The 23,233-nt window shown below is 72.4% G+C and carries 18 protein-coding genes; 10 read left to right on the forward strand and 8 right to left on the reverse strand.

Features of this window, described 5'->3' with window-relative positions; all coding sequences use genetic code 11:
• Window positions 1-3 precede the first annotated feature (3 nt).
• Together ACIG36_RS07210 and ACIG36_RS07215 are read right to left on the reverse strand one after the other, a co-directional pair.
• The gene (locus ACIG36_RS07210) at window positions 4-435 is read right to left on the reverse strand and encodes a hypothetical protein (protein ID WP_399923309.1); all 432 of its coding nucleotides are present in this window, start codon (window positions 433-435) and stop codon (window positions 4-6) included.
• 164 nt (window positions 436-599) lie between these two features.
• Window positions 600-1,466, reverse strand: coding sequence for a phosphatidylinositol-specific phospholipase C/glycerophosphodiester phosphodiesterase family protein (locus ACIG36_RS07215; RefSeq protein WP_399923312.1), 867 nt, complete (start codon window positions 1,464-1,466; stop codon window positions 600-602).
• Window positions 1,467-1,657: 191 nt separating this feature from the next.
• Between ACIG36_RS07215 and ACIG36_RS07220 the strand changes: the two genes are divergently transcribed.
• The 3 genes from ACIG36_RS07220 (at window position 1,658) to ACIG36_RS07230 (ending at window position 6,099) form a co-directional block, all read left to right on the forward strand.
• Entirely contained in the window at window positions 1,658-2,893 is a 1,236-nt protein-coding gene (locus tag ACIG36_RS07220; protein ID WP_399923315.1) for a phosphodiester glycosidase family protein, read from the forward strand.
• 213 nt (window positions 2,894-3,106) lie between these two features.
• On the forward strand, window positions 3,107-4,519 hold the full coding sequence (locus tag ACIG36_RS07225) for a family 2B encapsulin nanocompartment shell protein (protein ID WP_399923319.1): 1,413 nt from the start codon (window positions 3,107-3,109) through the stop codon (window positions 4,517-4,519).
• A 173-nt stretch (window positions 4,520-4,692) separates the two neighbouring features.
• Window positions 4,693-6,099, forward strand: a complete 1,407-nt coding sequence (locus ACIG36_RS07230) for a family 2B encapsulin nanocompartment shell protein (RefSeq protein WP_399923322.1) — start codon at window positions 4,693-4,695, stop codon at window positions 6,097-6,099.
• 31 nt (window positions 6,100-6,130) lie between these two features.
• Here the strand turns inward: ACIG36_RS07230 and ACIG36_RS07235 are convergent, their stop codons facing one another.
• Window positions 6,131-6,325: a hypothetical protein gene (locus tag ACIG36_RS07235; RefSeq protein WP_399923324.1), complete on the reverse strand. Its 195-nt coding sequence runs from the start codon at window positions 6,323-6,325 to the stop codon at window positions 6,131-6,133.
• Between the two features lie 227 nt (window positions 6,326-6,552).
• Between ACIG36_RS07235 and lysX the strand changes: the two genes are divergently transcribed.
• Window positions 6,553-9,927, forward strand: coding sequence for a bifunctional lysylphosphatidylglycerol synthetase/lysine--tRNA ligase LysX (lysX, locus tag ACIG36_RS07240; RefSeq protein WP_399923327.1), 3,375 nt, complete (start codon window positions 6,553-6,555; stop codon window positions 9,925-9,927).
• Here lysX and ACIG36_RS07245 read toward each other — a convergent pair.
• From ACIG36_RS07245 to ACIG36_RS07265, 5 genes are read right to left on the reverse strand one after another with little or no spacing between them, the layout of a single operon-like run.
• Entirely contained in the window at window positions 9,872-10,615 is a 744-nt protein-coding gene (locus tag ACIG36_RS07245; protein WP_399923330.1) for an ABC transporter ATP-binding protein, read from the reverse strand. The two genes, lysX and ACIG36_RS07245, sit on opposite strands and share 56 nt — an antisense overlap.
• Window positions 10,608-11,510, reverse strand: a complete 903-nt coding sequence (locus ACIG36_RS07250; RefSeq protein WP_399924003.1) for an ABC transporter ATP-binding protein — start codon at window positions 11,508-11,510, stop codon at window positions 10,608-10,610. The genes ACIG36_RS07245 and ACIG36_RS07250 overlap by 8 nt, the downstream gene beginning before the upstream one ends.
• Window positions 11,511-11,548: 38 nt before the next feature.
• A complete protein-coding gene (locus tag ACIG36_RS07255; protein ID WP_399923333.1) occupies window positions 11,549-12,427 on the reverse strand; it encodes an ABC transporter permease in 879 nt (292 codons plus the stop codon).
• A complete protein-coding gene (locus tag ACIG36_RS07260) occupies window positions 12,420-13,385 on the reverse strand; it encodes an ABC transporter permease (RefSeq protein ID WP_399923336.1) in 966 nt (321 codons plus the stop codon). The genes ACIG36_RS07255 and ACIG36_RS07260 overlap by 8 nt, the downstream gene beginning before the upstream one ends.
• Window positions 13,386-13,417: 32 nt before the next feature.
• A complete protein-coding gene (locus ACIG36_RS07265; RefSeq protein ID WP_399923338.1) occupies window positions 13,418-15,019 on the reverse strand; it encodes an ABC transporter substrate-binding protein in 1,602 nt (533 codons plus the stop codon).
• A gap of 252 nt (window positions 15,020-15,271) precedes the next feature.
• Between ACIG36_RS07265 and ACIG36_RS07270 the strand changes: the two genes are divergently transcribed.
• The 6 genes from ACIG36_RS07270 to ACIG36_RS07295 all read left to right on the forward strand — a co-directional run bounded on the left by ACIG36_RS07270 (window position 15,272) and on the right by ACIG36_RS07295 (window position 23,203).
• Complete coding sequence (locus tag ACIG36_RS07270) at window positions 15,272-16,519, forward strand: hypothetical protein (protein WP_399923341.1); 1,248 nt, start codon at window positions 15,272-15,274, stop codon at window positions 16,517-16,519.
• Window positions 16,520-16,663: 144 nt separating this feature from the next.
• Window positions 16,664-17,974: an ABC transporter substrate-binding protein gene (locus ACIG36_RS07275; protein WP_399923344.1), complete on the forward strand. Its 1,311-nt coding sequence runs from the start codon at window positions 16,664-16,666 to the stop codon at window positions 17,972-17,974.
• A 5-nt stretch (window positions 17,975-17,979) separates the two neighbouring features.
• Window positions 17,980-18,891, forward strand: a complete 912-nt coding sequence (locus ACIG36_RS07280) for a carbohydrate ABC transporter permease (protein ID WP_399923347.1) — start codon at window positions 17,980-17,982, stop codon at window positions 18,889-18,891.
• Window positions 18,891-19,721 (forward strand): carbohydrate ABC transporter permease, encoded by an 831-nt coding sequence (locus ACIG36_RS07285; RefSeq protein ID WP_399923350.1) that lies wholly within the window; start codon window positions 18,891-18,893, stop codon window positions 19,719-19,721. The genes ACIG36_RS07280 and ACIG36_RS07285 overlap by 1 nt, the downstream gene beginning before the upstream one ends.
• 39 nt (window positions 19,722-19,760) lie before the next feature.
• Window positions 19,761-21,002: a glycosyl hydrolase gene (locus tag ACIG36_RS07290; protein ID WP_399923352.1), complete on the forward strand. Its 1,242-nt coding sequence runs from the start codon at window positions 19,761-19,763 to the stop codon at window positions 21,000-21,002.
• Window positions 21,003-21,025: 23 nt separating this feature from the next.
• Window positions 21,026-23,203 (forward strand): endo-beta-N-acetylglucosaminidase, encoded by a 2,178-nt coding sequence (locus ACIG36_RS07295; protein ID WP_399923355.1) that lies wholly within the window; start codon window positions 21,026-21,028, stop codon window positions 23,201-23,203.
• Window positions 23,204-23,233: the final 30 nt, after the last annotated feature.

The following is a 23,233-nucleotide window of genomic DNA, read 5'->3' on the forward strand; positions in this document are numbered from 1 at the left end:
TCGTCAGAACCCGAAGATGCCGGACGGGAAGCCCGAGGGCAGGCTCGTGGGCAGGCCTGAGGGCAGCCCCGAGGGGAAGCCGGACGGGAAGCCCGACGGAAGGCGGGACGGGAAGCCCGAGGGCAGGCCGCTGGGCAGTGACGTCGGCAGTCCGGACGGAAGGCCGAAGGACGGCGACGCCCCCTTGGGCGAGCCGTCCTCCCCCCGCGTGCCGTCACTCTTGTTCCCCATGACGAGCACGGCGCCCACCGCCAGGCCCGCGACCACCAGCAGGGCAGCGACGGCCAGCACGATGCGCCGCCCGCCGCCGCGTCCGGACGGCGGCGGACCGGGCTGCCAGGGCGGCCCGCCCGGTCCGAAGCCGGTCGGCGGCGTCGGCGGGTCGGCGGGCGGTCCGTAGGGGGGACCTGGTGGCGATCCTGGTGGGGTGGCCATGGGGCCAGCCTCCCCGTGCGTGCGGCGGCGTGCCCGTGCGGTGACCGTTCCGCTACCTGTTCCGCGCCGGACCTCGACATTCCACCGAAGGGGGCCGCGTGGCGCTACCGGCGTAAACCAGCGCGAACAGTACGATTTGCCCGATGATGGCAGAGATCACCCGGTTAGCGGGCCGTGCGCAGGAAGGCCTCCAGGCCCGCCAGATCGTCCGTGTTGAGGTAGTCCACCCCCGCGTCCAGCAGCTCCCGCCAGAGCGCGTCCCGCGCCGGACCGGGCAGATCGGGCGTGGCCCAGAATCGCACCTTCCGGCCTTCGGCGTGCGCGGTGGTGACGATCCGCCGGAGCGCGGCCCGCTCGCGCTCGGGCATCGGGCCGGATCCCTGCCATGTGAAGTTCTGATTCCAGTTGTCGCTGACGAGCGGCGCGAAGGAGGCCGGCGCGCCCCCGAGGTCGGTGAGCCGGCCGTCGTAGAAGGCGTGCCGCACCCGCTCCGCCTCCATCGGGATCCGCGCCCCCCGGTCGCCGGAGACGACAGCGGTGACCGCGCCCCGGCGCACACGCCCACCGGACCAGTTGCTGAGGATCGCGCGATACGGACGCAGGTGCCGCGAGAGCGCCCGGTAGGTGGCTTCGCCCGGGGACTTGATGTCGATGAGCAGTTGCAGGGTCACGTCGTAGCCGCGGTGCACGCGCCCGTGGTTGGCCCGTATCCGGCGCAGCAGGGGGTCGAGATACAGGGCCTCCAGCGTGCGGGCGGGGTCGAGCTCGGAGGGGTCGTGCGCGACGAGCAGCCGGTCCCGGACGAGCCAGATGTCGGCCTCGACGCTGTTGAAGCCGTGCGAGAGCGCGTCGGCGAGCGGCCGGGGGTGCGCGTAGTCGTTGTGCGCGTGCGCGTGGATCAGGGGCGGTCTGCCGCGCCCGGCGGGGGACGCACCGGCCGGGGCCGATCGGTCGGCGGCGGCCGGTGCGGCGAAGGACCCGGCGAGCGCGGCTCCGAGGGTGACGACAGCGGCTCGGCGCGTAGGGGACATCGGGTGACCTCCCGGCTCGGTGGGCGAATAGGCGCGCGCTGACGTCTGTGAGTATCGGGGCCCACCGGGCCGTTTGACAGGGACGTGTCGAGAGTTGACCGGGTCGACGCCGGAGCGTTGTCTGTCGTTCTTTCGGGGCATGAATAAAGCCCTTGTGTCATAGCAGAGTTGACGGGATCTCTGGGGTGGCAATGGGTAGACGTGTACGCCGTGTACGCGCGTTCACCGCGGTGCTGGTGACGTGGGTGTCGCTGGTCGGCGGAGGCCCGGCGTGGGCCGATACGGAGGAGTTCTTCCCGCTGCGGCTGGAGGCGCCCGCCACGATCGCCCCCGGTGTGACGTACCGGGCCTTCTCGCTGAAGGGCGCGCACGGACCGGCGTACGGGCATCTGCTCACGGCCGATCTGCGCAACCGGCGCGTGTCGGTCGACCTGCTCCACCCGGGGGCGGTCGGCGCCCGTGCCACCACATCGCAACTGGCGGGCCGGCGGGGCGCGGTGGGCGCAGTGAACGGGGACTTCTTCAACATCACCGAGATCCAGCACCCGGGCGTGGAGGCGACGGGCGCGCCGGTGGGCCCGGCCATCGCGGGCGGCCGGGCGCTGAAGGCGGCGGTGCCCGACGGCCAGCGCTTCGGGCCGGTCATGCCTCCGGACGTCACCACGGAGGACGTCTTCGGGGTGGGCACGAACCGGGTGGGCCGCATGGACCGGCTCACCCTGGAGGGGTCCGTACGCACCGCGGCCGGCCGGCTGGCGCTGAGCGGCTTCAATCAGTACGCGCTGCCGGTCGACGGCATCGGCGCGTTCACCTCGGCGTGGGGCAGGACCTCCAGGGTCCGGTCCACCTGCGGGACGGACACCGACCGGGGTGCTCCCTGCAGCGAGGAGACCTATGAACTGACCGTGCGGCGCGGCCGGGTGACGGCCACGGCGGAGCAACCCGGGCGCGGGGCAATCGACCAGGGCAGCACGGTGCTGGTGGGACGGGAGGATGGGGCGCGCGAGCTGCGCAAGCTGTCGGTCGGGGACCAGGTGACGGTCGAACAGCGGCTGCGGGCCCGGCGGAAGGGAGCGTTCGTGTTCGCCGTCGGCGGCTTCCCCGTCCTGCGCGGCGGGCAGCCCCTGCCCGGCCTGGATCCGCTGACACCGGCCGTGCGCAGCGCCGCCGGCCTGGCCGCCCGGGGGCGGCGGCTGTATCTGCTGGCGCTGGACGGCCGCGCGGCGTACCGCTCCGGGCTGACCGTCGCCGAACTGGCCCGTCTGATGCGCAGGCTGGGTGCCGTCGACGCCTTCAACCTGGACGGGGGCGGGTCGTCCACGCTGGTGACCCGGGCCCCCGGCGCGCGCCCCGTCGTGCGCAATCACCCCTCGGGCGGAACCGAACGGCCCGTGGCCAATGGCATCGGCGTATTTATCCGCCCCTGACAATCACATCCTAATCCCATCCTTTCGAGTGATCGCTTCCGGCGAATTGCGCTGCTAGCTTCGCAGGGGAGTCACGCGGGGGATTCCCGGGCGCTTCCGCACGGGTGGGCTCTCGAGGGACGCCATCGAGAGGCGATGCCGTGAACGGGCACGGCCCGACAGGCGTGTCCGCGATGAATACAGCCGTATTTTGGGATGGGTGGGCATTCGGATATGACGACGTCAGTGGAGACCGGTACCGGCACGGACGATCCGCCGCACCGGCTGAGTCTGGGCACGGAGGCCGCCCGGAATCTGGCGACCACGACCAAGTCCGTACCGCAGATGCAGGGGATCACCTCACGATGGCTCCTGCGCCTGCTGCCATGGGTTCAGGTCTCCGGTGGCACGTACCGGGTGAACCGGCGCCTGACGCACACGCTGGGCGACGGCCGGGTGGAGTTCTTCAGCACCGGCGCCGAGGTGCGGGTGATCCCCGCGGAGCTGGGCGAGCTGCCGCTGCTGCGCGGCTTCTCCGACCCCGAGGTGCTCGAGACGCTGGCCGGCCGCTTCACCCAGCGTGAACTGCGGCCCGGCGAGGTGCTGGTGGAGGCCGGTCAGCCGGCCGACCAGGTCGTGCTGATCGCCCACGGCAAGACCGAGAAGGTGCGGGACGGCGAGTACGGCGACGAGGCCGTGCTCGGCGTACTGGCCGACGGCGGCTACTTCGGCGACCGCGCGCTGGCCGCGCCCGAGGCGGGCGAGTGGGACTTCACCGTCCGCGCGGTCACCGCCTGCACGGTGCTCACCCTGCCGCGCCAGGAGTTCCAGGACGTCCTCGAGCGCGCTCCGGGGCTGCGCGCCCACGTCGAGGCGTACCGCGCCGAGTCCGCCCGGCCGCAGAACGAACACGGCGAGTCGGCGATCGATGTGGCCTCCGGCCACACCGGCGAGCCCGCGCTGCCCGGGGTCTTCGCCGACTACGAGCCCTCGCCCCGCGAGTACGGGCTCAGCGTGGCCCAGACGGTGCTGCGGGTGCACAGCCGGGTCGCCGACCTCTACAACGAGCCCATGAACCAGGTCGAACAGCAGCTCCGGCTGACCATCGAGGCCCTGCGCGAACGCCAGGAGCACGAGATGATCAACAACCGCGAGTTCGGCCTCCTGCACAACGCCGACCTGCGGCAGCGCATCCACACCCGCAGCGGCCCGCCCACCCCGGACGACCTCGACGACCTGCTGGCGACGGTCTGGAAGGACCCCGGCTTCCTGCTGGCGCACCCGCGCACCATCGCGGCGATCGGGCGCGAATTCAACCGGCGCGGCGTCTACCCCGACCACGTGGACGTCGGTGGCCACTCGCTGCCCGCCTGGCGCGGTGTCCCCCTCTTTCCCTGCAACAAGATCCCGATCACCGAGACCGGCGTCAGCTCCATCCTGCTGATGCGCACCGGGCAGGAGTCCCAAGGCGTCGTCGGTCTGCACCGGACGGGAATCGCCGATGAATACCAGCCGAGCCTTTCGGTACGTTTCATGGGAATCAGCGAACAGGCCATCATCTCTTATCTGGTGAGTGCCTACTATTCGGCCGCGGTCCTTGTGCCCGACGCTCTCGGAATTCTCGAGAACGTCGAAATCGGGCACTGACGGGGAAAAGGCCGGGCGGGCCCGTCCTCCGGGCACAGCCGCCGCCCGGCTCTCCGGCCGACCTCACGCACATCCTTGCCCCGCGCCGCTTCGCCCTGCACTTCATCGCCCTGCACGTCTTCGCCCCGCACGGTTTCGCAGCACGCTTTCTCACAGATGGGTGATCACCACCAATGACCACGTCAGTGGAGCCGGAGGGCTCCGTGCAGCAGGACCCGGCACAGCTGAGCCTCGGCACGGACGCGGCACGCCAGCTCGCGACGACCACCAAGTCCGTACCGCAGATGCGCGGGATCTCCTCCCGCTGGCTGCTGCGCGTGCTGCCCTGGGTCCAGGTGTCGGCCGGCACCTACCGGGTCAACCGGCGGCTGACCTACACGGTCGGTGACGGCCGCGTCGAGTTCGTCTCGACGGGCTCGGAGGTCCGGGTCATCCCGCCCGAGCTGGGCGAACTGCCGCTGCTGCGCGGCTTCTCGGACGGCGACGCGCTGGAGGCGCTGGCGGACGCCTTCGTCCAGCGCGAGTACGCGGCGGGCGACACGCTCGTGGAGAAGGGCCGGCCCGCCGACCAGATCGTCCTGATCGCCCACGGCAAGCTCTCCAAGACCGGCACCGGCAAATACGGCGACGAGACCTCCCTCGGCACCCTGGCCGACGGCGACTACTTCGGCGAGCGCGTCCCCCTGGAGCCGGACGGCACCTGGAACTTCACCGTGCGGGCCGTCACCCGCTGCACGGTGCTGACGCTCCCCCTCCAGGCGTTCCAGGAGCTGGCCGACCGCTCCGAGTCACTGCGCACCCACGTCGCGGAGTTCGGCAGCCGGGCCACTCCCCCGGCGAACAACCGCGGCGAGGCGGACATCGCCGTGACGTCGGGGCACTCGGGCGAGCCGGCCATCACCGGCACCTTCGTCGACTACGCGCTCGCCCCCCGCGAGTACGAACTGAGCGTCGCCCAGACGGTGCTGCGGGTGCACACCCGGGTCGCCGACCTCTACAACGAGCCCATGAACCAGGTCGAACAGCAGCTCCGGCTGACCATCGAGGCCCTGCGCGAACGCCAGGAGCACGAGATGATCAACAACCGCGAGTTCGGCCTCCTCCACAACGCCGACCTCAGCCAGCGCATCCACACCCGCAGCGGCCCGCCCACCCCCGACGACCTCGACGAGCTGCTCTCCCGGCGCCGCAAGACGCAGTACCTGCTCGCGCACCCGCGCACCATCGCCGCCTTCGGCCGCGAGTGCAACAGCCGTGGCCTGTACCCGCAGAACATCGACGTCCTCGGCACGCCGGTACGCTCCTGGCGCGGCGTCCCCCTGCTGCCCTGCAACAAGATCCCGGTGAGCGAGGCGGGCACCAGCTCGATCATCGCGATGCGCACGGGCGAGGACAACCAGGGCGTCATCGGTCTGCACCAGACCGGTATTCCGGACGAGTACCAGCCCAGCCTCAATGTGCGCTTCATGGGCATCAGCGAGCAGGCGGTCTCGTCCTACCTGGTGAGCGCCTACTACTCGGCGGCGATCCTGGTGCCGGATGCGCTCGGTGTCCTGGAGGACGTCGAGATCGGCCGCTGACCGCCGGGCCGCGGCCGCCGCATCCGCCTCGTCACGGCCGTACGCCGCTGACCAGGTGGGCGGTCGCGGAGATCCCGTTGGAGATGGTCGGCGCCACGCTCGTACTGGCCAGCAGGAAGCCGAGCAGGACGCAGACCAGCGCATGCGACACGCGCAGCCCCGCGCTCCGCATGAACACCACTGCCAGGATCAGAAGCAACAGAACCACGGAGATGGAAACGGCCATGGTGTGACCTCCTCGGCGGAGCGGCGGTTGACGGCCAGTCTCGCTCATCCCACCGCAGCGACCGGGGCGCCGGGCATACTCCATTCGGGTAGGAAATCACCGATTCGGCCGTGGAACGGGAGACAGCCGGGTGTGCGAGCGCACGGAAAGCCGCCGCCCGGCTGTCGCACGCCGTTCGACAGACGCACGACAGGCGTACGACGCCCCGGCGTGCCTAGGCTGACGGAATGAGCCGCACAGTCCGGGAGCGCGGGTCCGCGACCGCGCCCGAGGCCGGGGTGCGGGAGACGGCGGTCCCCGACCCCGGGCGGGAGAGCGCCTGGCAGCGCTTCCTGCACCGGGTGCCCAACGGATTCGCGATCGTCTTCGCGCTGCTCGGTCTCTTCTGCGCGGTGACCGCGCTGATCCCCCCGATGCGGCGCGCCGCCACGCCGGTGACGGACGCGCTGGTCCTGCTGACCGTGCCCACGGCCCCCAACCTCGCCCTCGCCGTCTTCCTGCTGCTGCTCGCCACGGCGACGGCGGCCCGCAAGCGAGTGACCCTCTGGTTCGTCCTGGGCTATCTGACCCTCCTGCTGCTCGCGGACGCGCTGCTGGCGGCGGTGGGCTACTGGGACATGATCCCCTCGATGGTGCTGAGCGCCGCCGCGATGGCGCTGCTGGTCCTGGCCCGGCGGGAGTTCTACGCGGCCTCGCGGCGCGGCGCGTTCCTGCGCGCCCTGCTCGTCCTCGCGGCGTCGCTCGCCGTCGCCGTCCTCCTCGGCTGGGGCCTGGTGTCGCTGTTCCCGGGCACGCTGGAGTCCGGCAGCGGCAACCGCCTGCTGTTCGTCGTCAACAAGGTGTGCGGCGGCCTGGTCAGTGGCCCGCACTTCACCGGGCATCCGCCGCACTGGGTGTACTTCGTCCTCGGGCTGTTCGGCGCCCTGGCGCTGCTCAACGCGACGATGGCGCTGTTCCGCTCGCAACGCCTGGAAGCCGCCCTGCACGACGACGAGGAGCCGCGCATCCGCGCCCTCCTCGGCCGCTACGGCGGCCGGGACTCGCTCGGCTACTTCGCCACCCGGCGCGACAAGGCCGTGGTCTTCTCCCCCAGCGGCAAGGCCGCCATCACCTACCGGGTCGAGGCCGGCGTCTGCCTGGCCTCCGGCGACCCGCTCGGCGACCCCGAGGCCTGGACCCCGGCCGTCGACGCCTGGCTGGCGCTCGCCGGCCGCTACGGCTGGCAGCCCGCCGTCATGGGCGCCGGCGAGGAGGGCGCCCGCGCCTACGCCCGCTCCGGGCTGGGTGCCCTGCAACTGGGCGACGAGGCCGTCCTGCAGGTGGCCTCCTTCGACCTGGAGGGCCGCGAGATGCGGGTGACCCGACAGGCCGTCAACCGGGTGGAGCGCACGGGCGCCACCGTGCGCGTGCGGCGTCACTCGGCGCTCTCCGACGAGGAGATGGGCGAGGTCATCCGGCGTGCCGACACCTGGCGGGACACCGAGACCGAGCGCGGCTTCTCCATGGCGCTGGGGCGCCTGGGCGATCCCGCCGACGGCGACTGCCTGCTGGTCGAGGCGTTCGACCGGGACGGCACGATGATCGCGCTGCTGTCGTTCGTCCCCTGGGGATCCGACGGCGTGTCGCTGGACGTGATGCGCCGCGACCGCGCGGCGCCCAACGGCGTGATGGAGTTCATGGTCACGCGACTGTGCGCACAGGCGGGACGGTTCGGCATCAAGCGGATCTCGCTGAACTTCGCCGTCTTCCGTTCGGCCTTCGAGGAGGGCGCCCGCATCGGCGCCGGGCCGGTGCTGCGGCTGTGGCGCAAGCTGCTGCTGTTCTTCTCCAAGTGGTGGCAGCTGGAGGCGCTCTACCGCTCGAACGTCAAGTACAACCCGGAATGGCACCCCCGCTTCCTGTGCTACGCCGACGCGGGCGCCCTCGCCCGGATCGGACTCGCGGCCGGTATCGCGGAGGGCTTCGTCGCGGTGCCCAGTCTGGGCAAGCTGTGGCGCCGGGGGCGCGGGGCCGGGGGCGGGGCGCGTCCGTCCTCCACGGCCGGACTGCCCTCGCTGTCCGAACTCGGCCTCGTCAGCGGCGACGCGGCCGCCGGTGGAGCGGCGGCGGACGAACTCGCGGGGCTGCCGGAGCAGGTGCGGGTGCGACGGCGGAAGCTGGAGCGGCTGCGGGCGGCGGGCGTCGACCCCTACCCCGCCGACGCCCGCCGCACCCACACCCTGGCCGCGATCCGCGCGGCGCACGGCGCGCTGGGCCCCTCGGCCCGTACCGGCGAGCACGTCGTCGTGACCGGCCGCGTCCTGCTGATCCGCAACCACGGCGGCATCGCCTTCGCCGTGCTGCGCGACTGGTCCGGCGACCTGCAACTGGCCTTCACCCGCGACGGATCCGGCCAGGAGCTGCTGCGGCGCTTCGCCACCCACATCGACCTCGGCGACCACCTCGAGGCCGAGGGCGAGGTCGGCACCACCGACCGCGGCGAGCTGACCGTCTTCGTCACCGGCGCCCGGATGACCGCCAAGTGCCTGCGCCCCCTGCCCGACAAACGCCGGGGCCTCGCCGACCCCGAGACCCGGGTGCGCATGCGCTACGTCGACCTGGCCGTCTCCCCGCGAGCCCGGCGGACCGTACGGGCCCGCAGCGCGGCGGTGCAGGCTCTGCGCCAGGGCCTGCTGGACCGCGGCTTCCTCGAGGTCGAGACGCCCATGCTCCAGCAGATCCACGGCGGTGCCAACGCCCGCCCGTTCACCACCCACATCAACGCCTACGACCTCGACCTGTACCTGCGCATCGCCCCCGAGCTCTACCTCAAGCGGCTGTGCGTGGGCGGCATGGAGAAGGTCTTCGAGCTGGGCCGCACCTTCCGCAACGAGGGCGTCTCCTACAAGCACAACCCCGAGTTCACGATGCTGGAGGCGTACCAGGCCTTCGCCGACTACGGCGTGATGCTGGACCTGACCCGCGAGCTGATCCAGCAGGCGGCCGTCGCCGCCCACGGCTCACCGGTGGCGGTGCGCCTCGACGCGGACGGCAAGACGGTCGAGCACGACATCTCGGGGACATGGCCGGTGAAGACGGTCCACGGCGCGCTCTCGGAGGCGCTGGGACAGGAGATCGGCCCGGACACGACGGTCGCCGCGCTGCGCGCGCACTGCGACGCGGCGGGAGTGCCGCACCGGCCGCAGGACGGGCGCGGCGACATCGTGCTGGAGCTGTACGAGCGCCTGGTGGAGGAGCGGACGACACTGCCGGTCTTCTACAAGGACTTTCCCACCGACGTCTCGCCCCTCACCCGCCCCCACCGGGCCGACGCGCGGCTGGCCGAGCGCTGGGACCTGGTGGCCTTCGGCACGGAGCTGGGCACGGCCTACTCGGAGCTGATCGACCCCGTCGAGCAGCGCCGCCGGCTGACCGCGCAGTCGCTGCTGGCGGCGGGCGGCGACCCGGAGGCGATGGAGCTGGACGAGGACTTCCTGCGCGCCCTGGAGTACGCGATGCCGCCGACGGGCGGGCTGGGGATCGGGGTGGACCGGCTGGTGATGTTCCTTACGGGGTTGTCGATCCGGGAGACGCTGCCGTTTCCGCTGGTGCGGCATCGCTAGCGCTCGGCTCGGGCGGACCACCGGGCTTCGCCCCTGGGGCGATCGAGGACCAGCGCACCGTCCTGTCGCACCACCGCTCCAGCAGCACCCTGTCGTGGCCGACCGCCAGCAGGCCCGCGCCGCTCTCACGGCGGTACGCCTCGACGACGGCCACGAGTGCCGCCGTCGTCGACGCGTCCAGCATCGCGGTCATCTCGTCGCAGATCAGCCAACGCGGGCGCAGCACGAGGGCCCGTGCCAGGCAGGCGCGTTGCAGCTGTCCGTCGCTGACCTCGTGCGGGCGCCGGGCGAGCAGTTCGTCGGAGAGCCCGACGGCCGCCGCCAGCTCCGCCACCCGGTCCGGCACCTCGCCCCGCCGGCCCGCCGCGCGCAGCGGCTCGGCGATCAGGTCGTGGAGCCTCAGCCGCGGGTCGGCGGACTGCCGGGGCTGCTGGAAGACCACGCCGAACGCGGTGCGCTGCTCGCGCGGCGCGCGGTGCCGCCAGCCGCGGGCCGCTTCGCCGTCGAGGACGACGGTTCCGGCCAGCGGGCGGTGCAGCAGCGCGGCGACGCGGGCGAGCGTGGACTTGCCGCAGCCGCTGGGGCCGAGCAGCCCGATGGCCTCGCCGTCGCCGACAGTCAGCGACACGTCGCGGACGACCGGCTCGCGCCGGTCGTATCCGGCGGTGATGCCGCGCAGCTCAAGCACCGGGTGCCTCCTGGAACGGGTGGTGGCAGGCGACCTCGTCGGCGAGTGCCGGGACGGACTCGCACGCGGCCCCCGCCCGCTCGCAGCGGGCGGCGAAGGCGCACCCGTCGGGCAGGGAGCCCAGCTCCGGCGGCATGCCCGGGATGGGGGTGAAGGCGCGTTCGGGCAGGGCGTCCAGCAGCCCGCGGGCGTAGGGGTGGCGGGGGCCGGGCGTGCCGAAGAAGCGGTCGGCGCCGGTGAGTTCGACGATGCGGCCCGCGTACATCACGGCGACGCGGTCGGCGATCCGCTGGGCGGCGGCGAGGTCATGCGTGATCATCAGGAGGGCTCGGCCGGTGTCGGCGTGGCGGCGCAGTTCGTCGACGGTGCGGTCGACGAGGTCGCGGTCCAGGCCGGTGGTGGGTTCGTCGGCGAGCAGCAGCGGCGCGTCGCCGACCAGCGCGAGCGCGGTGGCGGCGCGCTGGGCGAGGCCGCCGGAGAGCTGGTGCGGGTAGCGGTCGAGGTGGCCCGCGGGGAACGCCGCCCGTTCCGCCGCGGCCTCGGCGGCGGTCCGCAGGTCGCCCTTGCGGGCTCCGGTGAGCTCCCGGACGGTCTCCTCCAGCTGTGCGCGCACGGTGCGTACGGGCGTGAGGTGTGCGGCGGGGCTCTGCGGCACGAGGCCGACGCGGCGGCCTCGTACGGTGCGGGCGAGGGTGCGTTCGTCGGCGGTGAGCAGGTCCAGGTCGCCGAGGAGGGCCTGTCCCTCGGTGCGGGCGTTCGCGGGCAGCAGGCCGAGCAGCGCCGACGCCAGCACGGACTTGCCGCAGCCGCTCTCGCCGACGAGGGCGAGGCACTCGCCGGGCTCCAGCCGGAAGGACGCGTCGGTGACGGCGGCGATCTCGCGGCCTCCGCGCATGCGGAACCGTACCGACAGCCCGCGTACGTCCAGGACGGTCACAGCGTCAGCTCCGATCGGCGGCGTGGGTCGAGGCGTTCGCGCCAGGCGGCGGCCAGGGCGGCGACGGCCAGGGTGGGGACGATGATGAACAGGCCGGGGAAGAGGGTCGGCCACCAGTCGCCCGCCAGGAGGGAGCCGCGCGCGGCGTTGACCATGTTCCCGAGGCTGGCCTGGTGGGTGGGCAGGCCCAGGCCCAGGAACGACAGGGCCGACTCGTGCCAGATGGCGTGCGGGATCATCAGCACCGCCGCGAGCCCCGCCTGCGGCAGTACGCCGGGCAGCAGGTGCCGCAGGGTGACGCGCCACCGGGACGCGCCGCCCGAGATCGCGGCGTCGACGTACGGCCGGGTGCGCAGCGAGAGCACCTCGGCCCGGACGATCCGCGCGGTCGACAGCCAGTGGGTGAGCGCGACGGAGGCGACGACCGGCCACATCCCGGGCCGGAACATGGCGACGACGAAGATGCCGAGCAGCAGGTGCGGCACCGAGGAGAAGAGGTCGACGAGCCGCATCAGCAGGCGGTCCGCCCAGCCGCCGAAGGCGCCCGCGAGCGCGCCGACCGCCGTGCCGATGACGGTCGCGGCAAGAGCGGCGACGACGCCGACGAGCAGTGAGACGCGCAGCCCGTACACGCAGCGCAGCAGCAGGTCGCGGCCGACCTCGTCGGTGCCGAAGGGGTGGGACCAGGACGGGGGGCGGAGCTTGGCGCCCAGGTCGACGGCCTGTTCGTCGAGGGGGACGGCCAGTGGCACGGCCAGGGTGATCAGCACGATGACCGCGACCAGGAGGGCGCGGACGGTCAGGCGGTTCGTGGGCGCGGAGAGCCGGCGCTTCGTGGGCGCGTGGGGCCGGCGCCGGTCGCGGCGTTCAGCCATCCCAGCCCACCCTCGGGTCGGCCAGCCCGTACAGCAGGTCGGAGAGCAGGTTGCCGAGCAGGACGGCGGCCGTGGCGAGCACGGTGAGCGCGGCCAGCAGCGGGAAGTCGACACTGGTGGCGGCCTGGACGGTGGCGGAGGCGATGCCCGGCCAGCTGAAGACGGTCTCCACCAGCAGCGCGCCGGTGATCAGCTCGGGCACGCGGGATCCGACGAGGGTGAGGACGGGCAGCAGCCCGGACCGCAGGGCGTGGCCGAGCAGGACGGTCCGTTCGCTCAGGCCGCGGGCCCGTGCGCCGCGCACGGGGTCCTCGGCGAGCGCGTCGCCGACGCCCTGGCGCACGTACAGCACGAACCACGGCAGCTGGCTGACGGCGAGGACGCCGGCGGGGAGGGCGAGGTGGGTGAGGACCTGGCCGGCGGTGGCGACGTCGGTGCCCGTGTCGGTGAGGCCGCCGGCGGGCAGCGCGCCGAGGCGGACGGCGAAGAACCAGATGGCGAGCAGTCCGAGCCAGAAGGGCGGCGCCGCCTCGAGGGCGTATGACAGGGAGGTGACGGCCCGGTCCAGCGGGCCGCCCCGGCGGCGGGCGGCGAGCACGCCGAGCGCGGTGCCCACGACGACGGCGAGGGCGAAGGCGGTGCCGCACAGCAGGAGGGACCAGCCGACGCGCTCGCCGATGACGTCCGCGACGGGCTGGCGCAGGGCGGCGGAGTCGCCGAGGTCGCCGGTGAGGGCGGCGCCGAGCCAGTCCCACCAGCGGGCGACGAAGGGCCGGTCGGCGCCGAGGTTCTGCCGCAGCTGGTCGAGGACGTCCTGGCGGGCGCCGAGCCCGGCGGACCCGGCGTAGGCCCTCGCGGGGTCGAAGGGCGAGGCGGCGGCGATGGCGAAGACCCCGAAGGTCACGGCGGCGAGCAGCGGGACGGCGGCCAGGAGCCGCCGTCCCGCCATGCGCGCCATGGGCCCCCAAGGGAGTCCGGCGGTGCGCGGTGTCACTTCTTGCGCTGCCAGTCCTCGACGTTCCACCAGGGGCCGGCGCCGAGGCCGTGGTCGTGCGGCTCGACCTGGGTGGTGACGTCCTGCCACGCGTCGTTCATGACGTAGAGGTGGTCGACGTGGGTGAGGAAGACGTAGCCGGGGTTGTCGGCGAGGCCGCGCTGGACCTTGTCGTAGGCGGCCTTGCGGGCGGCCTTGTCGCCGCTGCGCCGGCCCTCCTCCAGGGCCTTGTCGACGTCGGGGTTGGCGTAGGCGGCCATGTTGTTGAAGCCGTCGAGGGCGAGGGAGGAGTGCAGGAGGTTGTAGAGGTCGAAGTCGGGGTCGGCGGGGTTGCCGCCGCCGGCGAGGACCGCGTCGTCCTTCATGCGGGGCTCGATGACCTCCCAGGTGCCGCTCTGCACCTTGACCTCGATGCCGGTCTTCTTGGCGTCGGAGGCGAAGGCGAGGGCGTGCTCCTCGCGGAGCTTGTCACCGGCGGGGAACCAGAGGGTGAAGGCGGCGCGCTGTCCGTCCTTCTCGCGGACGCCGCCGTCGCCGGGCTTCCAGCCCGCGTCGTCCAGCAGCTTCCTGGCCTTGTCCACGTCGTGGGGGCGCTCGGTGCCCTTGGTGAACCACTCGCTGTCGGTGGGCACAGGCCCGTACCCGGCGCGGCCGGCGCCCTCCAGCAGCTTGTCGACCATGGCCTTGCGGTCGACGGCGAGGTCGAGGGCGCGGCGGACGGCCGTGTCGCCGGTCACCTTGTTGGCGGTGGGCAGGGTGACGCCGCGGAAGTCGGTGGTCCGGGCCGTGATGGTGCGCTTGTTCTTGTCGCCCTTGAAGCCCTTGACGAGGTTCGGCGGCAGGATGGCGCCGTCGAGGTCGCCGGAGCGCAGCCGGGTGGCGCGCACGTCGTCGTCCTTGATGATCGCCATGGTGAGCTTCTTGACCTCGGGCTCGCCGCCCCAGTACCCGGGGTTGGCCTTGAAGGTCAGCTTCTCGCCCTTGCTCCAGCCGGTGAGGACGTACGGGCCGGTGCCGATGGGCGCGGTGTTGAAGGAGCCGGTGTTGACGTCCTGCCCCTTGGCCGCGTGCTCGGGGACGACGGGCAGGACGGTCCGCTCGGCGAAGGGCGCGTAGGGGTACTTCAGGCGGAAGACGACGGTGTCATCGTTCTCGGCGGTGACCTTGTCGATGGCGTCGAGCTCGCCCTTGGCGGCGTTGTTGGTCTTCTCGTCGAGGATGGTCCGGTAGGTGAAGACCACGTCCTTGGCGCCGAAGGGCTTGCCGTCGCTGAACTTCACGCCCTGGCGGAGCTTGAAGGTGTACGTGCGCCCGTCATCGGTGATCTTCGGCAGCTCGGCGGCGAGGGCGGGCCGCAGCTTCATGCCGGCGTCGCGGCTGAGCAGCCCGTCGAAGATCTTGGAGTTCCCGTCCTTGCCGTACCCGAGGAGCGGGCTGAGCGTCTCGGGCTCATTGGCCAGCCCGACGACGAGCGAGTCCTTCCCTCCGGCGGCTCCGTCGCCGTCCCCGCTCCCGGGCGTCGAACAGGCCGCCGCCCCCGCCGCGAGAACGCCTGCCATGGCCGTGGCGGCCACTCCCCGTATGGACCGGGCCGTCATGCCCACACCTCTACTCAAGATCTATTGCTATTGCGAACCGATCGCAATTAAACAACACGGCAAAGCCGGGGGCGGGCGGCGGGGCGGGGTCGTGTGGGGGCAAATCGGCTGGAAGCCTCTCGAGGACGCCCGCGGGGGCGCAGTACGATGTCGTGGCTTTCAGCGGTGCCGGCGAAGTCCTTTCGACTGGGGGAATCGCGAGTGCTGTTCGATTGGAACGCGTGGGGTGGTTCCTGGAGGGGGCCGGGGGCGTTGGCGGACCTCGGTTTCCGGGGCCTGCTCGTTCTCGTGGTTCTGATCGCCGCGCTGGAGCCCGTGCGGGGACTGGCAGGGGAGGCCGGCTGGCGTCCGGGCACGGTGGGGGCCTCGGTGGGCGGCCGGGTGGCTCGTCCTGGGACGCGCGTTGTTCTCGCCGTCATTCTGGTGGTGTGCGGGTGCGCCTTCACGGCGGGTGTTCTTCAGGTGCCGGCGGTCGTCGTCATGGCCGGGGTTTTCGTACTGCTCACGACGGTCCATCTGTCGCAGGAATTCGCCGGGTACGTGACCGAGGACGACGACGGAACCCGGCACTTCAAGGTGCACCATCATCTGCACCTGGCGGGAATGACGCTCCTCGCGGCGGCCGGCACCGGGCCGGCCGCGGTCGCGGCCGGTCATGGGGCCGACCCGCATCGCGTCACCGTGTGGATCGCACAGGGACTGTGGGGGGCCGTGGCGGCGCACTACTTCGTGTCGGCCGTCTCCAAAGTGCGCAGACGCGGTCTGCGCTGGCCGGACCGGCGGCTCTTCCCCTTCTATCTCACCCTCTTCTCCCGCTTCCGGACGGGAGACGGCGAAACCGTCCGGCACTCCGGAGCCGTCCGGCTCCTGGTGAACCGGCCGCGCTGGGGAGTGCCGGTTCTGTGGGCCGCGCTGCTGCTGGAATTCAGCGCGCCTCTCATGCTTCTCGGCTCCTGGCCCCGCGCGGCGATCGGAGCGGGCCTCGTCCTGTTCCATCTGAGTTCCCGGTGGCTGCTCTCCGTCGACTTCCGGGAGAACGCCATGCTCGCCGGGCTGGCGGCGCTGCCGCTCCCGTATGCCGCCGGCCAGGGTTTCGGTATCGATGAGCACCTGCCCGCCGTGGTCGTCTTCGTGGTCTGCGCGGTGCTGTCGTTCCTTCTCGACGACAGGGTCTATCCCTTCTCCAACCTTCCGATGTTCGCGGACGCGTACCGCCCCTCGCACGTCGTCACTCTCCGCTCGGCGGACGGCGCCGAAGTCCACCCCACACCGGCGACCGTGGGCTGTTCCACGGCGGGCCTGTCCCGCGAGTACGCCGCCGCGGAGACGTCCGGCGGCGATCCGGCGGCGTTCCGCGAGCAGGTCCGGGAGCGGGTGACGGCCACCGGATCCGTACTGCCCGCCGACGCCACCCTCTGGATCGAGACCGTCGAGGTCGAGCCCACCGGCGAGGTCCGCACGGCGCGGCGCAGGCTCTGGTCCCTCTCCCCCGCCGAGTGAACCCGGTCTGTCCGCCGCGTTCGGCGGCGACGGCGAGCCCGGCCACCACCATGACATCGTTGTCTCCCGTATTGACGTGACTCCCGTCGCGGGTGCAGGTTTTGATCTGCCTCCTGCCGACCCGATCGAAGGAGCTCGTCCGTCATGCCCGTACGCGGTTCCAGACAGACCACCGTGCCTTTCCTCCTCGCCGCCGCCCTCGTCCTCACCGGCTGCGGATCGGGCGGTGAGGGAGGCAGCGGCGGATCGGGGGCGGACGGAAAACCCGAGGGCGACATCACGTTCCAGACCTGGAATCTGCGCGCGAACTTCAAGGACTACTTCGACGGCCTGATCCGGGACTTCGAGGAGAAGCACCCGGGCGTCAGGGTCAAATGGGTGGACCAGCCCGCCGAGCACTACGCCGACAAGCTCAGCGCGGACGCAGGCGGGGGAACGCTGCCGGACGTCGTCAATGTGTCCCCCGATCTCTCCTATCCGCTGGCCAGGGCCGGATTGCTGATGAATCTGGACAAGGAGAAGGCGGCGGCGAAATTCAAGGGCGAGTACACGCCCGAGGCCTGGCAGGGCAACGCGCTGCCGGGCCTGGGAGGTTCGTACGCCTTCCCCTGGTATCTCAACACCGGCCCGCTCTTCTACAACAAGTCGCTCTTCCGGGCGGCCGGTCTCGATCCCGAGAAGCCGCCGAAGAGTTACGACGAGCTGTTCGCCGTCGCCCACCGGATGGCCCGCGGGGCGGGCGGAACGGGCGGGAGGACCGCGACGCTGGCGAGCGCGCCCTCGATCGAGGACTTCGGCCGCTACGGCGTGCGGCTGATGAACGAGGACGCCACGAAGTTCACCTACAACGAGCCCAAGGGCGTGGAACTGCTCACCCGGTACAAGGAGCTCTACGACCGCGGCGGGCTCGACCCGCAGGCGCTGACCAACACCCCGGAGAAGGCGGGGCAGAAATTCCTGGAACAGAAGGTCGCCATGAACCCCGGCGGCGCCCACGATCTGGAGACGTTCCGGAAGAACGCGCCCAGCCTCTACCGCAGCCTCGGCATCACGGACGCGCCCAACAACACCGGCAAGCCCAATATGTATGTGATGGGCCTGGCCGTCAGCGAACGGAGCCGGCACAAGGCGGCCGCGATCGCCTTCGCCCATTTCGTCACCGGGAAGAAGAACCAGGAGGACTTCGCGCACAAGGTCGCCGTCTTCCCCAGCACGAAAGGGTCGCTTGAGGAGCCGTACTGGACGAAGGACGACGGCACCGACGCGGGCCGGGTGCGGGTCGCGTCGGCGAGGATGCTCAAGGGCGCGGTCAATTACACGCCCGTGGTGATGAGCGACGAGATGAAGACGGTGCTCAGGAACGAGGTCGCCAAGGCCCTGCAGGGCAAGAAGCCGCCCCGAAAGGCGCTCGACGACGCGGCCGCGCAGAGCGACAAGCTCCTCAAGCAGAGCTGACCGGCGTGGTGCCTCACCACCGGGCAACCCGACGCCGCGTCGGCCGCGTCCGTACGCACCGGGCCGCCAGCCCCTGGCTGTTCCTGCTGCCCGGCCTCGCCGTCGTCGCCACGTTCAGCCTCTACCCCTTCCTCAGCACGGTCCACAAGGCGTTCACCGACGCCCGTACCCTCACTCCCGGGCAGTGGGTGGGACTGGCCAACTTCCGCGCCATGCTGGACGACGAACAGTTCTGGGTCGCCCTGCGCAACAGCGGCCTGTACGTGCTGCTCGTCGTGCCGTTCACCGTGCTGCTGCCGTTGCTGCTGGCGCTGCTCGTGCAGAAGCAGCTGCCCGGCGTCACCTTCTTCCGCTCCGCCTTCTACACGCCCGTCGTGGCCTCCGTCGTCGTGGTCGCCCTGATCTGGGTGTGGATGCTGGACGACCGCGGCCTGGTCAACGGCATCCTGCGGGTCCTCGGCGCCGGGCCGGTGCGGTTCCTGGGCGACGAGTGGCTGCTGCTGCTCAGCGCCATGGCGCTGACAATCTGGAAGGGCCTCGGCTACTACATGGTCGTCTACCTCGCCGCGCTCGGGAACGTCCCGCGTGAACTGCACGAGGCGGCCGCCGTGGACGGGGCGGGCGCGCTGCGCCGCTTCGTGAGCGTCACCGTGCCGGCGGTGCGCTCCACGATGGTGCTGGTGGGCGCGCTGTCGTCGGTGGCGGCGTTCAAGGTCTTCTCCGAGGTCTACCTGATGGCCGGGCCGACCGGCGGCCCCGCCGGGCAGGACACCACCCTGGTCATGCTCGTCCAGCGGACCGGCACCGGGCTCAACGGCCGGGTCGGCTACGCCTCCGCCCTCTCCCTGGTGGTCTTCGTCATCGCCCTGCTGCTGATGCTTCTGGTGCTGCGTGCGGACCGCAGGGAGGACGCGTGATGCTCCGTACGTCGGGCTGGGAGAAGGCGCTGCGGTACGTCCTGATGCTCGCGGTGCTGGTCGTGACCGTGGGCCCGTTCCTGTGGCAGCTGTCCACCTCGCTCAAGGGCACGACGGAGGACGTCTACACCTCGCAGCCGCGGTTCCTGCCCGCACACCCCACTCTGGGCAACTATGCGGAGGTCGCGGAGATCATCCCGGTCTGGGACTACGCCCTGAACTCCCTCCAGGTCGCCGTGGCGAGCGTGCTCACCAATCTCGCCGGCGCCTCGATGGCGGGCTACGCGCTGGCCCGGCTGCGCTTCCGGGGCCGCGCGATCGCCGTTCTCGCCTTCGTCCTCGCGCTGCTGGTGCCCCTGGAGTCGATCATCATCGCCCAGTACACGATGGTGCGCGACCTCCAGCTGAACAACACGCTCACCGCCGTCGTCCTGCCCGGGTCCATCGGCGCCCTGAACGTCCTGCTCATGCGCAACGCCTTTGCCGCCGTGCCGTACGAGGTGGAGGAGGCGGCCGTGATCGACGGGGCGAACGTCTGGCAGCGGTTCACCCGGATCGCGCTGCCGTCGGTACGCGGCACCCTCGCGGTCGTGGCGATCTTCGCCTTCATGGGGGCCTGGGACGACTTCCTCTGGCCGCTCATCGTGCTGTCCGACCCGGACAACTTCACGCTCACCGTGGGCCTGAACCACCTCCACGGCACGTTCGCCCAGAACCCCCGGCTCGTCGCCGCCGGAACGGTCATCGCGGTGGCCCCGCTCGTCGTGATGTTCGCCTGCCTCCAGCGGTACTTCTTCCGTGGCGTCGGCGAGGGTGCCGTCAAGGCCTGAGAACCGTCAAGGCCCGAGAAGCAGAAGAAACGGAGTCCCATGCGCTTCGGCGTCAACTACACCCCCACACGCGGCTGGTTCCACCACTGGCTCGACTTCGACCTGGACGACATCCGCGCCGACCTGGACTCCGTCGCCGTCCTCGGCCTGGACCACATCCGGGTCTTCCCGCTCTGGCCGCTCTTCCAGCCCAACCGCACGCTGATCCGGCCGCGCGCCGTCGAGCAGCTGGTGCTGCTGGTGGACGCGGCGGCCGAACGCGGGCTCGACGTCAACGTCGACGGGCTGCAGGGGCATCTGTCCGGCTTCGACTTCATCCCCTCCTGGACCACCACCTGGCACCGCCGGAACATCTTCACCGACCCCGATGTCGTCGAGGCGCAGGCGGCGTACCTGTCGGCGCTCGCCGGCGCCCTGGCCGACCGGCCCAACTTCCTGGGGATGACCGTCGGCAACGAGGTCAACCAGTTCGCCGGCCGTCCGCACCCCGACCCCGACCGGATCGCACCGGACGAGGCCGGGCGCTGGCTGCGGCGCATGCTCGACGCGTGCGAGCGGGGCGCACCGGGCCGGGCGCATCTGCACGCCTCCTACGACGCCGCGTTCCACGACGGCACCCACCCCTTCACCCCTGCCCACTCGGCGCGGATCGGGGCGATGACGGCCGTGCACTCCTGGGTGTTCAACGGCACCGCCCAGCGCCACGGTCACGCCGGTGCCGCGACGGCGCTGCACGCCGCGTACCTCGTCGAGCTGTCCAAGGCGTGGGCCGAGGACGCCGCGCGTCCCGTCTGGCTGCAGGAGGTCGGCGCGCCCGCTCCGCACGTTCCGCCCGAGCGGGCGGCGGAGTTCACCGAGGCCACGCTCGAGGCCGCACTCGACTGTCCGGGCGTGTGGGGCGTCACGTGGTGGTGCTCCCATGACGTCGACCGGTCGCTCGCGGACTTTCCGGAGCTCGAGTACGGGCTCGGCCTGTTCACCAACGACCGGCGCATCAAACCCGCCGGGGAGGTGATGTCACGGCTGGTGAGGCAGTGGCGGGAGGAGGGGCGCGCGGAGCCGCTGCCGCGCCGGGTCGCGCTGGCCGTCGACGCGGGTGATGCGCAGGACGCGCCGTTCCGGTCGGTGTGCGCGCCGGGCGGGGCGTTCTTCGAGGCGTGGATGACGCTCGCGTCCCGGGGGGTCCGGCCGGCGGTGGTACTGGCGCAGCTGGCCGGTGACGCCGGGCACCTGGCGGCGCGCGGCATCACGGACGTCCTGACGGTCGAGCAGGTGTCGTAGGTGGTTGCCGACGAGGAGGCATCGTGAACAGCAGACAGGCACGTTCGGCACGTCACCCCGGCGTCACCCGCCGCGCGGCACTGGCGGGCGGCGTCGGGGGCGTCGCGGCCCTCACCGCGGCCCGCACAGCCTCCGCCGGCCCCGCCGGGCCGGACGCCACCGACCTCCAGCCCTACGCCTCCTACTGGTATCCCGGCAGCCTCCCCTCCGGCTCGCCCGGTCCCGGTGTCCGCTGGCGCAGCCTCAGCGCGTGGCGGCCGGAGGACGATCCGGACCTGCCCTTCAACAGGGCGACCGTCCCCCTCGCCCCGCGCTTCACTCCCCCGCCCCCGAACTCCACTGCCCGCGCCGGCCAGGCCCGCGTCAGTGCCCTCGTCTCCTTCGCCACCACTTCCGGCAACCCGTCGCAGGGCTCGCCGACCGCCGACTTCTACGCGCTCACCCACTGGGCCTACCTCGACGAGCTGGTCTTCTGGGGCGGATCGTCCGGCGAGGGGCTGGTCCTGGCGCCCAACGCACCCGTCGTGGACGCCGCCCACCGCAACGGCGTGCCCGTCCTGGGCACTGTCTTCCTGCCGCCCGTCGCCTACGGCGGACAGCTGCGCTGGACGCGCGACCTGGTCCGCCGGGGCCCGGGAGGCGTGGGCTTCCCGGTCGCGGACAAGCTGATCGGGGTCGCACGGGCGTACGGCTTCGACGGCTGGTTCATCAACGCCGAGACGGGCGGCGGGGACGCCCGGCTCGGCGCGGACATGCGGGACTTCGTCGCGTACCTGCGGACGAACGGCCGGGCGAACAGCCGGACGGACGGCGGGAGGGGCGGCCGGACGGACGGCGGGCCGGACAGCCCGACGGGCGGCGGGGCGCTGCGCGTCACCTGGTACGACGCGATGGCCGTCTCCGGAGACGTCTCCTGGCAGAACGCGCTCAACGAGCACAACGCACCGTTCTTCCGCGGCGCCGACACCATGTTCCTCAACTTCAACTGGGGCCGCTCCGGCCTCGTCTCCTCCGCGGAGCTCGCCCGGCGCATGGAGCGCGACCCGTACGAGCTGTGGGCCGGCGTCGACGTCGAGGCGGCGGGCTGGGACACCCGGGTCGACTGGGACGCGGTCGTCCCGGCCGACCGCCCGCACGTCACCTCGTTCGGCTTCTACCGGCCCGAGTGGACCTGGAGGAGCCTTCCGCCGGACGGCCGCGCCCCCGCCGCCTTCCACGCGCGCGACGACCGCTTCTGGTCCGGCCCGTCCCTTGATCCGGCGCGCCCGGACCGCTCGGGCCCGTGGCGTGCTCCGGCCGCGTCCGTCGCGGACCGCTCCACGCTGACCGCGCTGCCGTTCGCGACGACCTTCAACACCGGCCACGGCACCGGCTGGTACGAGCGGGGCGAGCGGACCGGTGACGCCGCCTGGCACCATCTGGGCCTGCAGGACCGGCTGCCCGGCCGCCGCTGGTCGATCCGCACGGCGGGAGCGCGGCCGACCGTCGGCTTCGACTTCGCCGACGCCTGGCGGGGCGGCAGCAGCCTGCTGGTGGACGGTGGGGACGGTGTGCTCGGCGATCCGGCGACGATCGAGCTGTTCGCGTGCCGGCTGCCGCTGTCGCGCCCGACCGTGGTGGAGCTGGCGCACCGCACCGACCCCGGCTCGGCGGACGTCCGCGTGGAGCTGGCGGTGGCTCTCGAGGAGGAGCCGCCGTACCGGTTCTCCTACCTACCGGCCGGCATTCTTCGCGCGGGCGGAAGCGGCTGGACGACGGCCACGCTGCGCGTCGGCGCGCTGCTGGGACGGGGCCGGGGCGGCCGGACGGTGCACGCGCTGGGCGTCCGGCTGACGGCCCCGGACGGCGGGGCGGTGCGGTGGCGGCTGGGCGGGCTGGCGGTGCGGGACGCGCGTCCCCCGGCCCCGGGGCGGCCTGCTGCCGTGTCGGTGGCGGCGTCCGCGCGTACCGCCGAGGGCACCGCCGCGCTGCGGCTGGGCTGGGCGCCTTCCCGGCGGGCGACCGGGCCCGTGCGCCATTACGAGCTGCACCAGGTGCTGCCCGGCGGGGCACGCCGCTTCCTCGGCGGCACCTGTGGGCATGCCTACTACGTTCCGGCGCTGCGTCGTACGGCCGACGAGGCGGCCACCCGTGTCGAGGTGCGCGCCGTGGACGAGCTGTACGCGGCCTCGGCCCCCGCTTCCGTCACGTACCGCTGGTAGCGCCTCCGGCGGGATCCCCTGAAGGAGAGG

The sequence above is a fragment of the Streptomyces sp. NPDC053048 genome (genome assembly GCF_044547045.1).
Classification (GTDB): Bacteria; Actinomycetota; Actinomycetes; order Streptomycetales; family Streptomycetaceae; genus Streptomyces.